A 13,392-nucleotide genomic window follows, 5' to 3' on the forward strand; every position below is an offset into this window, starting at 1 on the left:
CAGTTGGCAAGGTCGCTGTAACGGAGCGCTGGCCTAAATCACCAGCCGCTCCCAACTGGGCCCCGGCCTTCGCCGGGGTGGGGTTAGGGGGGACGCGGTCCTGCAAACACAGCCGCCAGCCTGCTTCCCCTTGTTCTCCCGCGAAGGCGGGAGCCCAGACTGGGTCCCCGCCTTCGCGGGGAAACAAAGATGCGGATCGCTCGCCCCACCGGCGCTGGGAGCAAGATACTCCCCTTCCCCGTCACCCCGGCGGAGGCCGGGGCCCACCGTCCCGCACACTCAGTTCTATCGGGTGTGCGGGACGGTGGATGCCGGAACTAGTCCCGCATGACGGGGCGGGATGGGCGTTGGCTGGGCCAGAACTGGACCGCGCGTCGTCAGTGCAGCTCGAGGATCACCTGATCCACTGCGAGGCTATCCCCGGTCTTCGCAGCAACCGACTTCACCGTCCCCGTCTTCTCGGCGCGCAGGATGTTCTCCATCTTCATCGCCTCGACCACCGCGAGCGGCTGCCCCGCCTCGACCCTGTCGCCCGCCGCGACGTCGAGCCGCACCAGCAGACCCGGCATCGGGCAGATCAGGAACTTCGACAGATCGGGTGCGACCTTCTCGATCAGGTGCGCGGTGTAGGGCGCGACGCGGGCGGCAAGCACGCGGGCGACATGGCTCGCACCGCGCGTGGTCAGCTTGAAGCCGGCGCGGGCCTTGGCGATGCGGATCGTGAGGTGTTCGTCGCCGTCCGCGCCGTGGCCGTCGGCTACCACCATCTGGTCGCCTGGCGTGTATTCAAGCGCTAGGTCGAGCTCTTCGCCGTCAACTGTGATGCCGTCGGTCGAGACCGTCACCGCGTGGTCGGTCTTGTCGATCGTCACCGACCAATCGGCGGGCGGACGAAGGCGCTTGCCGAGTTGGCCATCGATGCGGCGGGCGCGGTCGGCTTCTGCGGTCGCGGCAAAGGCGGCGACGGCGGCGAGCGTCTTCAGCAGTTCGGCGTCGGCGGGGGCGCCGTGGAAACCGTCGGGATATTCCTCGGCGATGAAGCCCGTGGTGAGCGCGCCAGACTGGAAGCGCGGGTGCTGCATGATCGCCGAGAGGAAATCGATGTTGTTGCCCGGCCCCTCCAATTCGAACGCGTCGAGCGCGGCGATCTGCGCGGCGATGGCGCCGTCGCGGGTGGGTGCCCAAGTGATGAGCTTGGCGATCATCGGGTCGTAGAACATGCTGACCTCGCCGCCCTCGCGGACGCCGTCGTCGACACGGACGCGGGGTTCCGCGGAGGTGCCGTGTCCGTCCAAACTTACTCCGTTCGCACCAACCCCGCCCGTCACCCCAGCGAAAGCTGGGGTCTCCCCGTTCGGGTCGCCTGCTCCATTACCGGGATACCCCAGCTTTCGCTGGGGTGACGGGGTTTGGAGGGGGAAAGTTTCGGGCGGGTTGTAGCGCACCAGCCGCCCTATCGACGGCAGGAACCCGCGATACGGATCCTCGGCATACACCCGGTTCTCGATCGACCAGCCGTTGAGCTTCACCTCGTCCTGAGAGAACCCGAGCGGCTCCCCGGCAGCAACCCGGATCATCAGCTCGACCAGATCCAGCCCGGTAATCTCCTCCGTCACAGGATGCTCGACCTGGAGCCGCGTGTTCATCTCGAGGAAGTAGAACCCCTCCCCCGTCGTATCCGCACCCGAGACGATCAGCTCGACCGTACCCGCCGAATAATACCCAACCGCCTGCGCGAGAGCGACCGCCTGCTCCCCCATCGCCTTGCGCATGGCAGGCGTCACGAACGGCGACGGCGCCTCCTCGACGACCTTCTGGTGGCGGCGCTGGATCGAGCATTCGCGCTCGTTGAGATAGACGATGTTGCCGTGCTGGTCGCCGATCAGCTGGATCTCGATATGGCGCGGGCTTTCGATGAACTTCTCGATGAACACGCGGTCGTCGCCGAAGCTCGCCAGCCCCTCGCGCTTGGTCGCCTCGAAGCCTTCACGGACGTCCTGCTCGCTATAGGCGAGCCGCATCCCCTTGCCGCCGCCGCCGGCGGACGCCTTCATCATCACCGGATAGCCGATGCCGCCGGCGATCTCGACCGCGTGATCGGTGCTGTCGATCTCGCCGAGATAGCCCGGCACGACGTTGACGCCCGCGGCCTTGGCGAGCTTCTTCGATTCGATCTTGTCGCCCATCGCGGCGATCGCGTTGGCCGGCGGTCCGACGAAGGCGATCCCGGCCTCGGCGCACGCCAGCGCGAAACTCTCGCGTTCGGAGAGGAAGCCGTAGCCGGGGTGGATGCAGTCGGCGCCGGTTTCCTTGGCGGCGAGCAATATCAGCTCGGCCTTGAGATAGCTTTCGGCGGCGGATGCCGGCCCGAGCCGGACGGACTCGTCGGCCATCAGCACGTGCGGCGCACGCGCGTCGGCGTCGGAATAGACCGCGACGGTCTTGATGCCCATCGCCTTGGCGGTCCGCATGACACGGCACGCGATCTCGCCCCGATTGGCGACCAGGATTTTCTTGAACATTCTCGCTCCCCTCCCGCCTGCGGGAGGGGCCGGGGGAGGGCCTGTCCACGCGCGGATATTATGGTGCGGGAGGACAGGCCCTCCCCTAACCCCTCCCCCAAGCGGGAGGGGAACTACTCCGCCGCGGCCCGCATCGGCTCGGGGCCGACCATCGGCTTCATCCCCAGCTTCGCCAGCAGCGTCGCGTCGGCGCTATCGCCGGCGTTGCCGGTGGTCAGCAGCTTGTCGCCGGTGAAGATCGAGTTCGCGCCCGCCATGAAGCAGAGCGCCTGGGTAGCCTCGGACATGCTCTCGCGCCCGGCCGACAGCCGCACCATGCTGAGCGGCATCGTGATCCGCGCGACCGCGACCGTCCGGACGAACTCGATGTCGTCGATCTGCGCCATCGGCGTGCCGGCGAGCATGTCGCCGAGCGGCGTACCCTTGACCGGGACCAGCGCGTTGACGGGGACGCTCTCCGGGTGGCGTGGCAAGGTCGCCAGCGCGTGGACGAAGCCGACGCGGTCGCTGCGCGTCTCGCCCATCCCGACGATCCCGCCGCAGCAGACCGAAATCCCCGCGTCACGCACGTTCGCCAGCGTCTCCAGCCGATCGCCGAAGGTGCGCGTGGTGATGACGTTGCCGTAATTCTCCGGCGAGGTGTCGATGTTGTGGTTGTAGTAATCCAGGCCGGCGTCGGCGAGCTGCTTGGCTTGGTCCGCGTCGAGCATGCCGAGCGTCATGCACGTCTCGAGCCCCATTGCGCGGACGCCTTCGACCATCGCGACGACCTTCGGCATGTCGCGCGGCTTCGGGTTGCGCCACGCGGCGCCCATGCAGAAACGCTGCGAGCCGGCGGCCTTGGCCTGCGCGGCGTCGGCGAGGACCGCGTCGACGTCCATCAGCTTTTCCGCCTTCAGGCCGGAGTCGGACGACGCGGACTGCGAGCAATAGCCGCAATCCTCGGGGCAGCCGCCGGTCTTGATCGACAACAACGTGCAGAGCTGGACTTCGCCGATAGCGTGATGCGCGCGGTGGACGGTCTGCGCGCGAAACATGAGTTCGTCGAACGGGAGGTCGAAGAGCGCGGCGATTTCCGGACGCGTCCAGTCGGTGCGGGAAACGGGAGCATCGCGCACCAGGCTCGGGGCCACTGCATGTGCGAGAGTACGGAGTAGGGTATCGGTCATTCGGCGGCTTCCTCTTGCGGGGCCATGTTGTGGCCGAGGAGTTTCAATACGTCCTCGGCGGCCTGGATCAGGTTGGTGCCGGGTCCAAAGATCGCCTGGACCCCGGCATCGCGCAGCGCCTGATAGTCCTGTGCGGGGATAACGCCACCCGCGATCACCTTGATATCGGCGCGGCCCGCCTCGCGGAGGTAGCCGATCAACTCCGGGATCAGCGTCTTGTGGCCGGCGGCGAGGCTTGATGCACCAACGATGTCGACGTCCTTCTCCAACGCGAGCGCGGCAGCTTCGGCGGAGGTCTGGAAGAGTGGGCCGGGGACGATCTCGAAGCCCAGGTCGCCGAACATCGACGAGACGAGGTTGGCGCCGCGATCATGGCCGTCCTGACCCATCTTGGCGACGAGCATGCGGGGTTTGCGCCCCATCCGGCGCTCGGTCGCCTCGACGCCGTCGGTCAGACGAGTCCAGCGCGCGTCGTCCTCGTACGCGCCGCCGTAGATACCGGAGACGGGGGTCGGTTGCGTGCCGTAGCGGCCAAACACGTCCTCCATCGCCGACGAGATTTCGCCGAGCGTGGCGCGGGCTCGGGCGCATTCGACGGCGAGCGCGAGGAGGTTGTTCTCAAATCCTCCCCGATTCGGGGAGGTGTCGGCCGAAGGTCGACGGAGGGGGGCCTCCTCGGGCGTATCCGTTTGTGGAACACCCCCTCCACCAGCCGTTGGCTGGTCCCCCTCCCCGTTCCGGGGAGGAATGCGCGCGCCTTCGCGGAGGGCGTTCAGAGCGGCTTGGCACGCCGCCTCGTCGCGCGTCTCCTTCACTCGCTCGATGCGCTCGATCTGGCCCGCCCGCACCGCGACATTGTCCACGTCGAGGATCTCGATCGCGTCCTGTTCGGCTAGCTTGTACTTGTTGACGCCGACGATGACGTCCTCGCCGCGATCGACGCGCGCCTGCCGACCGGCGGCGGCTTCCTCGATCATCGCCTTGGGCCAGCCTGCCGCGACTGCCTTCGCCATGCCGCCTTCGGACTGGATCCGCTCGATCAGGCTCCACGCGCCGTCGACCAGCGACTGCGTCAGACTCTCGATATAATAGCTGCCGCCGAGCGGATCGACGACCTTGGTCATCCCCGTCTCTTCCTGGATCACGATCTGCGTGTTGCGCGCGATGCGTGCGGAAAAGTCGGTCGGCAGCGCGATCGCCTCGTCGAGCGCGTTGGTGTGGAGCGACTGCGTGCCGCCGAGCATCGCCGCCATCGCCTCGATCGTCGTCCGCATGACGTTGTTGTACGGATCCTGCTCGGTGAGCGAGACGCCCGACGTCTGGCAATGCGTGCGCAACATCTTCGAGCGCTCGTCCTGCGCGCCGAGCTGCGTCATCGCGCGGTGCCAGAGGACGCGGGCGGCGCGGAGCTTGGCGATCTCCATGAAGAAGTTCATGCCGATCGCGAAAAAGAAGCTTAGACGCCCGGCGAACTTGTCGATGTCGAGCCCGGACGCGACGCCGTATTTCACATATTCCATGCCGTCGGCGATCGTGAAGGCGAGCTCGTGGAGCTGCGTCGCTCCTGCCTCCTGCATGTGATAGCCGCTGATCGAGATGCTGTTGAACTTGGGCATCTCGCGGCTGGTGTAGCCGAAGATGTCCGAGATGATCCGCATGCTCGGCTCGGGCGGGTAGATATAGGTGTTGCGGACCATGAACTCCTTGAGGATGTCGTTCTGGATGGTCCCGTCGAGCAGTTTCCGGTCGACGCCCTGCTCCTCGCCCGCGACGATGAAGAAGGCGAGGATCGGGATTACCGCACCGTTCATCGTCATGCTGACCGACATCTTGTCGAGCGGGATGCCGTCGAAGAGGATCTTCATGTCCTCGACCGAGTCGATCGCGACGCCTGCCTTGCCGACGTCGCCGGTGACGCGGGGGTGGTCGCTGTCGTAGCCTCGGTGCGTGGCGAGATCGAACGCGACCGACAGGCCCTTCTGGCCGGCGGCGAGGTTGCGGCGGTAGAACGCGTTCGAGGCTTCGGCGGTGGAGAAGCCGGCGTATTGGCGGATCGTCCAGGGGCGGCCCGCGTACATCGAGGCGCGGACGCCGCGGGTGAAGGGGGCGAAACCTGGGAGGCCGGGGTCGGCGGTGACGTCTTCCGCGGTGTAGAGCGGCTTGACGTCGATGCCTTCCGGGGTCGGCCAGGTGAGGTCGGCGCCCTTTACTTCCTTGGCGGCGAGCGCCTGCCAGTCGGAAAGGGTTGGAGCGGATTCGGGTTTGTCAGTCATGAGTTTGCATCACCCCGGCCGAGGCCGGGGCCCAGTTGGAAAGGTCGAGGTAACGCAGCGCAACACCAGCCAATCGACCGTTGCCCAACTGGGCCCCGGCCTTCGCCGGGGTGGTGGTTATAAACGCAGGGGTGATATTGGTGGCGGAGGTCACTTGCCCGTGAACACCGGCTTGCGCTTCTCCAGGAACGCGCGACCGCCTTCCATCGAATCCGCCGACCCGCGCGCGTCACGCTGGTTCGCCGCCTCGGCCTGCATCGCGGTGGCGTAATCCGTTTCGTACGCCGCAGTGATCGCCCGGCGCATCAGCCCGAGCGCCACGGTCGGCATCGCCGCCAGCCGCTCGGCCAGCGCGAACGCCTCGGCATCGAGCGCGTCGTCGGCAACGACCTTGTGGACCATCCCCCAGTCGAGCGCCTTCGCCGCCAGCACACGCTCGCCGAGCATCATCATTTCCGCCGCGCGAGCCTTGCCGATCAGCCGCGGCAGCATCCACGACGCGCCGCCGTCCGGCACCAAGCCGATGTTGACGAACGCCTGGAGGAAATACGCCGTCTCGCTCGCCACACAGAAATCGGCGGCGAGCGCGAGGCTGCAGCCGATCCCCGCCGCCGGCCCGCGCACCGCACTCACCACCGGCACCGACAGATCGGCGATCGCCGCCATCGTCGGGTTATAGCTGCCGGTCAGCGCCGCGAACGTCGCCTCGCCCGGATTGTCCGAACCAAGCGCCCCGCTCCCGACATCCGCGCCCGAGCAGAATGCGCGTCCCGCACCCGCGATCAGAACCGCCCGCGCGCCATCCAGATCACCAAGCGCCGCGCGCAACTCCTCGAACAACGCTGGCGGCGCGGCGTTCAGCCGGTCGGGCCGGTTCAGCGTGAGCACCAGCACGTCGCCGCGCCGCTCGCTCAGGATATGCTCGTACGCGGCCATCAGATCTCTCCTAGTGCGCGCCGGTATCGCCCGGCGTCTCCATCAACTCGACCAGCATGCCGCCGAAATCCTTCGGGTGCACGAACACGATCGGCGTGCCGTGCGCGCCGATCCGCGGCTCGCCCAGCACGGTCGCACCCTTCGCCTTCAGGTCGGCGACGGCGGCATGAATATCGGCCACCTCGAAGCAGACATGATGCTGCCCACCGGCCGGATTTTTCCGCAAGAAGCCGGCGATCGGCGAACTCTCGTCATACGGCTCGATAAGTTCGATCTGCGTATTCGGCGCATCGATGAAGCACACTTTGACGCCTTGCGCGGGCAAGTCGAACGGCTCGCCGATCGCGGTCGCGCCGAGCAGCAGACGGTACGTCTCGACCGACTTCGCGATCGACGGCGTCGCGACCCCGACATGGTTGAGGCGGCCCAGCGTCATTGTGCCGCCTTCGGCGGTGGCGGTGGTGTTGGAACCACGCCAAGCGTGTATCCGCACACGCCCAGCACCTGCCGGATCATCACATCGCTTGTCGGCGCGACGAAGTTGGCCTGCACCGCGAAATTCGCGCCGTTTGTGGTCTCGACGCGGACCGTCTTCGACTTCACCAGGAACGTCGTCAGCCTCGTGATCGCCTCGGAATCGGTGATGTACGTGCCGGTGCCGGGAAACTGCCAGTTGTAATTGAACGCCGGCCCGCCATCGAAGCGCACCGCGACCGGCTTGTCCGGCCCCTGCCCGAGCGGCTGCGGCTGGATGAACTGGATCGACACGATCGGCTCGGCCGCGACGTCGCACTTCACGACGAACCGCGAGAGCCCGTCATTGCCGGTAACCGACGCCGAGATGCTGCGTACACCCGCAGCATTGGTACGATCGGCGAGTTTCCAGGCCGGGGCGGCGTCGGGAATCGCAGCCTGTGCGAGCAGCATCGCGATCACCGCTCGATCCTTGGCAAAGGCCTTACCCCTGATCGCACTTCTTCAAACGCTTCCAGGCGGATCAGGCGTCCGTTGATCTGGATGACCGAATCGACCACGCGTCGCACCTGTGCATTCGTCGCGGCCAGTTCTTCGTTCAATCGCTCGACCTTGCTGCGGAGCAGGATAACGGACTCGATCGTCCGCATCGCGTCGCCGATCATGCTCATGCGATACACTCGACTTCGGACAAGCCGGCGTCCCGCAGCACGGTATCGATGTCGGCCCGCAAGCGCTGCTGCCCCTCGATCGCTTGGTCGAGCGCAGCGTGCATTGCCGGCAGCGCCTCGTCGAGTTCGTGGATCAGCAGCTTGAAGCGATCGTCCTCGCTCATGTCGCCCTCGATGACATAACGCGTCGTCGCCTCGCGAACGACATGGCCGACGGACATGCCGTTGCTCGCAGCAAACGCGTCGAGCGCTGCCTTGTGATCGGGGGTAGTCAGAAACGTCACGCGTTCGGTCTGCATGTCACGACTCCTTCGCATGACATGATAATGTGCTTATCATCACCGAACAAGCATGGCTCACAACGGGATGTTGTCATGCTTCTTCCACGGATTCTCCAGCGCCTTGCCGCGGAGTTTCCGTAGGCCGAGCGCGATGCGGCGGCGGGTCGAGTGGGGCTGGATCACTTCGTCGATGAAGCCCTTCGAGGCCGCCACGAACGGGTTGGCGAAGCGCGCCTCGTACTCCGCGGTGCGCTCGGCGATCTCTTCCGGAGTCTTGCCGCGGAAGATGATCTCGACCGCGCCCTTGGCTCCCATCACCGCGATCTCGGCTGTCGGCCAAGCATAGTTGAGGTCACCGCGCAGGTGCTTCGACGCCATCACGTCGTACGCGCCACCATACGCCTTGCGCGTGATGACGGTGATCTTCGGCACGGTTGCCTCGGCGTAGGCGAACAGCAGTTTCGCGCCGTGTTTGATGATGCCGTTATGCTCCTGCGCGGTGCCGGGCAGGAAGCCGGGGACGTCGACGAAGGTCACGATCGGGATCTCGAACGCATCGCAGAACCGCACGAACCGCGCCGCCTTCTTCGAGCTGTTGATGTCGAGAACACCGGCAAGTACCATCGGCTGGTTCGCGACGAAACCGACCGTGCGGCCCTCGATGCGGCCAAAGCCAGTGATGATGTTGGCTGCGTGCGCCGGCTGCGTTTCGAAGAAATCGCCTTCGTCGACGGTCTTCCGGATCAGCTCGTGCATGTCGTAGGGCTGGTTCGCCGACGCCGGGATCAGCGTGTCGAGGCTCTCCTCGATCCGGTCCCATTCGTCCGCGGTCGGGCGCTCGGGGACGCCTTCACGGTTGGAGGCGGGCAGGAAATCGAAGAAATCGCGCGCGGCCAACAAGGCCTCGATGTCGTTCTCGAACGCGTTGTCGGCGACCGACGTCTTGGTCGTGTGCGTCACCGCGCCGCCGAGCGCCTCCTGCGTCACGACCTCGTTAGTCACCGTCTTGACCACGTCGGGACCGGTGACGAACATGTAGCTCGAATCCTTCACCATGAAGATGAAGTCGGTCATCGCGGGACTGTAGACCGCGCCGCCTGCGCACGGGCCCATGATCAGCGAGAGCTGCGGCACGACGCCTGACGCGAGCGCGTTGCGCTGGAACACTTCCGCATAGCCGCCGAGGCTCGCGACGCCCTCCTGGATGCGCGCGCCGCCGCTGTCGTTGAGGCCGATGATCGGTGCGCCGACCTTCATCGCGCTGTCCATCACCTTGCAGATCTTCTGCGCATGACGTTCGCTGAGCGACCCGCCGAACACGGTGAAGTCCTGGCTGAAGACGAAGACGAGGCGGCCGTTGATCGTGCCCGAGCCAGTGACCACGCCGTCGCCGGGGATCACCTGGTCCTGCATGCCGAAATCGACGCAGTTATGCTCGACATACATGTCGAGCTCCTCGAACGATCCCTCGTCCAGCAGCACGTCAAGGCGCTCCCTCGCGGTGAGCTTTCCCTTGGCGTGCTGCGCTGCGATCCGCTTGAGGCCCCCGCCGACTCTGGCGGCTTCGCGGCGGCGTTCAAGCTCTTCGATCGTCGATGACATCGTCTCTCCGTCCTGCTGATTGCCTTCACAGAGCGGGATGCGATGCGCAAATGCAATGTTGCAAACTTGTGCAGCAGATGTTTGCAAACTAGGCGGAGGGATGACCCTGCCCGCGCGTCGCCTCTTCGTCGGACACCGCCTGCGCGACCTGCGCCGCGTGCTCGGGATCAGCCAGGCGGCGATGGCCGCGCGGATCGGGCTGTCGGTGAGCTACCTCTCGCAGATCGAGAATGGCGACCGGCCGGTTACGGAAGGCGTGCTGATCACGCTCGCGCGCGAGTTTCCGGCGGATTGGGGGAGCATCGATGCGGCGGACGACACCGCGCTACTGATCGCGACGCTGGAGGCGGTGTCGGATACGAGTGTGGAGGCGCCCGCGCTCGATGAAACTGCGGTGCGGCGAGCGGTGAAGCACCAGCCATTGTTGGCGCAGCGGCTCGTCGCGATGCACGACGCGTACCGGCGGGCGCAGGAGCAGTTGCGGGCGCTCGACGATCGGCTGGTGGCGGGATCGGGGGCGCCGAGACTGCTGCCGTGGGAGGACGTGCGCGACTGGTTTCACGCGGCGGGCAATTATGTCGATGCGCTCGATCGGCGGGCGGAGGAGATCGGCGAGACTTTGGGGGCGGACCGGATCGCGGTGCTGGAGGCTCGGCTGGCGGCGCGCGGCGTATCGGTCGCGATTTCGGGCGCGCTGGCCGCACCGCTGCGCGACTATGACGGCGCAACGTTGCGGCTCGACGGGTCGCAGCCGGGCGAGACGACCCTCTTCTCACTTGCGCACCAGATCGCTCGACACGAGTTCGGCGACGTCATCGGCGGGATCGTCGCGGCGTCGGAGATGGCGTCGGAGACGGCGCGCGCGTTGCTGACGGCGGGGCTGACCAACTACGCGGCCGGGGCGATCGTCATGCCCTACACCCGCTTCCGAACGGAGGCGCGGAGTGTCCGCCACGACATCGACCGGCTGCGGCGGATCTTCGGGACGAGCTTCGAGCAGACGTGTCATCGACTGTCGACGTTGCAGCGGCCGGGCGCTCTGGGCATCCCGTTCTTCTTCTGCCGCGTCGACATGGCGGGGAACATCACCAAGCGGCACTCCGCCACGCGGTTGCAGTTCGCGCGGTTCGGGGGAGCGTGCCCGTTGTGGATCGTCCACGAGGCGGTGGCGATCCCCGACCGGATCCTGACACAGCTGATCGAGACGACCGACGGCATCCGCTACGTCTCGATGGCAAAGGGGCTGGTGAAGCCGTCCGAGACGTACACGCGGCCGGCGCGGCGCTATGCGGTGGCGCTGGGGTGCGAGGAGGCGAACGCGTCGGAGTTCATCTATGCCGATGCGCTGGGGACCGGAGGCATCGCTACGCCTATCGGGTCGTCATGCCGCATCTGCCTGCGCACCGACTGCGACCAGCGCGCGTTTCCGCCGGCCGCCAGCGAGATCCGGGTCGATCCCGACCGCCGCGGCGCCGTGCCGTACGAGGTGATTTAGCCACCCCTCTAAACTCGATCGAAGTACCACTTCGATCGACATAAAAAAGGCCCGGTGTGTTTCCACACCGGGCTAAGGTTGTCCGCAGGAGGAACGTCGTGGGTGCGGGCTCGACTGGCCCGCTACCGATCAGTTGTAAGCGCGTTCGCCGTGCTCGCCGATGTCGAGACCCTCGTGCTCGACTTCCGGCGAGACCCGCAGGCCGGTGACGGCCTTGGCGACGTAGATCGCGATCGTGGTGCCGATCGTGGCCCAGATGATCGTCACGATCACCGCCTGGAGCTGCACGAAGAGCTTGGCGCCCATCGCATAGTCCGCAGCACCAGGGCCGCCGAGCGACGGCGCGTAGACCACCGCGGTGCCGATCGCGCCGATCATGCCGCCGATGCCGTGGATCCCGAAGGCGTCGAGCGAGTCGTCGTACCCGAGCATCGGCTTGAGCTTCGACACTGCCATGAAGCAGACGAGCGAGGCGATCGCGCCGAGGACGATGGCACCGAACGGGCCGGAGTTGCCCGCAGCAGGCGTGACCGCCACGAGGCCTGCTACGATACCCGAGCAGAAGCCCAAAGCCGAACCCTTGTGACCCGAGAGCTTCTCGGCAAGCATCCAGAACAAGGCAGCCGAAGCCGTGGCGACGAAGGTGTTGAGCATCGCGAGTGCGGCAGAGCCGTTCGCTTCGAGTGCCGACCCGGCGTTGAAGCCGAACCAGCCGACCCAGAGCAGCCCGGTGCCGATGCCGGTCATCACCAGCGAATGCGGTGCCATCGGCTCCTTCGGATAGCCGATACGCTTGCCGAGGATGAGGGCCGCTACCAGCGCCGAGACGCCGGCGTTGATATGGACCACGGTACCGCCGGCGAAATCGAGTGCGCCTGCCTTGAAGAAATACCCGCTCGATGCCCACACCATGTGCGCGATCGGGAAGTAGACGATGGTGAGCCAGACCAAGCCGAACACCATCACCGCCGAGAACTTCATGCGCTCGACGACCGAACCCAGGACCAGCGCGATGGTGATCGCCGCGAAGGTCATCTGGAAACAGATGAAGACATATTCGGGGATCTCGACGCCGGCCGTGAAGGTCGCTGCCTGCGAGGCCGGCGTGACGCCCTTCAGGAACGCCTTGTCGAAGCTGCCGATGAAGTTGCTGAGCAGCGGGTTGGTCACGTCCGGACCGAACGCCAGCGTGTAGCCCCACATCACCCAGATCAGCATCGCGAGCGCCGCGACGGCACCGATCTGAGTCATGGTCGACAGCATGTTCTTCGACCGCGTGAGGCCGCCATAGAACAGCGCGAGGCCGGGCAGGATCATCATCAGGACGAGGACCGTCGAGGTCATCATCCAGGCGGTGTCGCCCTTGTTCACGGTCGCGACGACGGGCGCGACCACCGGTGCGGATGCGGCCTGTGCCCAGACGGGTGCGGCGGCGATCATCGTCGCGCCGAACCCTAGAGCCGCGACGGCGGCCTTCTTCAAATCATGCTTCATCTCGTCCCCCCTCAGAGCGCTGAATCGTCGGTTTCACCGGTGCGGATGCGTACCGCCTGGCCGACGTCGAGCACGAAGATCTTGCCGTCGCCGATCGCGCCGGTGTTCGCCGATGCCTGGATCGCCTCGACCACGCGGTCGGACAGGCTGGCGGCGCAGACCACCTCGATCTTGATCTTCGGCACCATGTTGGTGCTGTATTCGGCCCCCCGATAGATCTCGGTCTGGCCCTTCTGACGGCCGAACCCCTTGACCTCGGTGACCGTCATACCCGCCACGCCGATCGTGGTGAGCGCTTCGCGCACCTCGTCGAGCTTGAACGGCTTGATGATGGCAATGACGAGTTTCATCGCGCCCCTTCCCCTTGTTACCGGGGGCGCCTCGCAATGTGCGTGCCAGTTGCGGTGTGGAGGGGTGGTGTGTGCTCGCGGGGGGAGCTGCGGGGGTTTTGGGGTTAAAACTTGTGCAGTGCGGT

General features: G+C 66.2%; 12 protein-coding genes. 1 reads left to right on the top strand and 11 read right to left on the bottom strand.

The genetic code is table 11. The features are described from left to right. Positions 1–377: 377 nt before the first annotated feature. The 9 genes from IFT67_RS10400 to IFT67_RS10440 all read right to left on the bottom strand — a co-directional run bounded on the left by IFT67_RS10400 (position 378) and on the right by IFT67_RS10440 (position 9,928). Positions 378–2,522: an acetyl-CoA carboxylase biotin carboxylase subunit gene (locus IFT67_RS10400; RefSeq protein WP_192238260.1), complete on the bottom strand. Its 2,145-nt coding sequence runs from the start codon at positions 2,520–2,522 to the stop codon at positions 378–380. Between the two features lie 113 nt (positions 2,523–2,635). Then, positions 2,636–3,691, bottom strand: a complete 1,056-nt coding sequence (gene bioB, locus IFT67_RS10405) for a biotin synthase BioB (protein ID WP_192238261.1) — start codon at positions 3,689–3,691, stop codon at positions 2,636–2,638. After that, complete coding sequence (scpA, locus tag IFT67_RS10410) at positions 3,688–5,964, bottom strand: methylmalonyl-CoA mutase (protein WP_192238262.1); 2,277 nt, start codon at positions 5,962–5,964, stop codon at positions 3,688–3,690. Before scpA ends, bioB begins: the two co-directional genes overlap by 4 nt. A gap of 150 nt (positions 5,965–6,114) precedes the next feature. Beyond that, entirely contained in the window at positions 6,115–6,900 is a 786-nt protein-coding gene (locus IFT67_RS10415; protein WP_192238263.1) for an enoyl-CoA hydratase-related protein, read from the bottom strand. A gap of 10 nt (positions 6,901–6,910) precedes the next feature. Continuing rightward, on the bottom strand, positions 6,911–7,336 hold the full coding sequence (gene mce, locus IFT67_RS10420) for a methylmalonyl-CoA epimerase (protein ID WP_192238264.1): 426 nt from the start codon (positions 7,334–7,336) through the stop codon (positions 6,911–6,913). Beyond that, positions 7,333–7,836 carry a hypothetical protein gene (locus IFT67_RS10425; protein WP_192238265.1) on the bottom strand — a complete coding sequence of 168 codons (504 nt, stop codon included), beginning with the start codon at positions 7,834–7,836 and terminating at the stop codon, positions 7,333–7,335. Before IFT67_RS10425 ends, mce begins: the two co-directional genes overlap by 4 nt. Continuing rightward, positions 7,833–8,039 carry a hypothetical protein gene (locus tag IFT67_RS10430; protein WP_107963493.1) on the bottom strand — a complete coding sequence of 69 codons (207 nt, stop codon included), beginning with the start codon at positions 8,037–8,039 and terminating at the stop codon, positions 7,833–7,835. The genes IFT67_RS10425 and IFT67_RS10430 overlap by 4 nt, the downstream gene beginning before the upstream one ends. 2 nt (positions 8,040–8,041) lie before the next feature. Next, positions 8,042–8,344 (bottom strand): hypothetical protein, encoded by a 303-nt coding sequence (locus tag IFT67_RS10435; RefSeq protein WP_192238266.1) that lies wholly within the window; start codon positions 8,342–8,344, stop codon positions 8,042–8,044. A gap of 57 nt (positions 8,345–8,401) precedes the next feature. After that, positions 8,402–9,928: an acyl-CoA carboxylase subunit beta gene (locus tag IFT67_RS10440; RefSeq protein WP_133020235.1), complete on the bottom strand. Its 1,527-nt coding sequence runs from the start codon at positions 9,926–9,928 to the stop codon at positions 8,402–8,404. A gap of 100 nt (positions 9,929–10,028) precedes the next feature. Here IFT67_RS10440 and IFT67_RS10445 point away from each other — a divergent pair, with 100 nt between their 5' ends. Continuing rightward, entirely contained in the window at positions 10,029–11,423 is a 1,395-nt protein-coding gene (locus IFT67_RS10445; protein WP_192238267.1) for a helix-turn-helix domain-containing protein, read from the top strand. A 129-nt stretch (positions 11,424–11,552) separates the two neighbouring features. Here IFT67_RS10445 and IFT67_RS10450 read toward each other — a convergent pair whose 3' ends face one another. Both IFT67_RS10450 and IFT67_RS10455 read right to left on the bottom strand, forming a co-directional pair. Beyond that, positions 11,553–12,917 carry an ammonium transporter gene (locus IFT67_RS10450; protein WP_192238268.1) on the bottom strand — a complete coding sequence of 455 codons (1,365 nt, stop codon included), beginning with the start codon at positions 12,915–12,917 and terminating at the stop codon, positions 11,553–11,555. An 11-nt stretch (positions 12,918–12,928) separates the two neighbouring features. Next, positions 12,929–13,267, bottom strand: a complete 339-nt coding sequence (locus IFT67_RS10455; RefSeq protein WP_056053652.1) for a P-II family nitrogen regulator — start codon at positions 13,265–13,267, stop codon at positions 12,929–12,931. Positions 13,268–13,392: the final 125 nt, after the last annotated feature.

This window comes from Sphingomonas sp. CFBP 13728 (genome assembly GCF_014841895.1).
GTDB lineage: Bacteria > Pseudomonadota > Alphaproteobacteria > Sphingomonadales > Sphingomonadaceae > Sphingomonas.

Excerpts from the sequence above, each read along its gene's own strand:
- mce (WP_192238264.1), bottom strand. The coding sequence starts at position 7,336 with ATGACGCTGGGCCGCCTCAACCATGTCGGGGTCGCGACGCCGTCGATC.
- IFT67_RS10435 (WP_192238266.1), bottom strand. The coding sequence starts at position 8,344 with ATGCAGACCGAACGCGTGACGTTTCTGACTACCCCCGATCACAAGGCA.
- IFT67_RS10450 (WP_192238268.1), bottom strand. The coding sequence starts at position 12,917 with ATGAAGCATGATTTGAAGAAGGCCGCCGTCGCGGCTCTAGGGTTCGGC.
- IFT67_RS10430 (WP_107963493.1), bottom strand. The coding sequence starts at position 8,039 with ATGATCGGCGACGCGATGCGGACGATCGAGTCCGTTATCCTGCTCCGC.
- bioB (WP_192238261.1), bottom strand. The coding sequence starts at position 3,691 with ATGACCGATACCCTACTCCGTACTCTCGCACATGCAGTGGCCCCGAGC.
- IFT67_RS10440 (WP_133020235.1), bottom strand. The coding sequence starts at position 9,928 with ATGTCATCGACGATCGAAGAGCTTGAACGCCGCCGCGAAGCCGCCAGA.
- IFT67_RS10445 (WP_192238267.1), top strand. The coding sequence starts at position 10,029 with ATGACCCTGCCCGCGCGTCGCCTCTTCGTCGGACACCGCCTGCGCGAC.
- scpA (WP_192238262.1), bottom strand. The coding sequence starts at position 5,964 with ATGACTGACAAACCCGAATCCGCTCCAACCCTTTCCGACTGGCAGGCG.
- IFT67_RS10400 (WP_192238260.1), bottom strand. The coding sequence starts at position 2,522 with ATGTTCAAGAAAATCCTGGTCGCCAATCGGGGCGAGATCGCGTGCCGT.
- IFT67_RS10415 (WP_192238263.1), bottom strand. The coding sequence starts at position 6,900 with ATGGCCGCGTACGAGCATATCCTGAGCGAGCGGCGCGGCGACGTGCTG.
- IFT67_RS10455 (WP_056053652.1), bottom strand. The coding sequence starts at position 13,267 with ATGAAACTCGTCATTGCCATCATCAAGCCGTTCAAGCTCGACGAGGTG.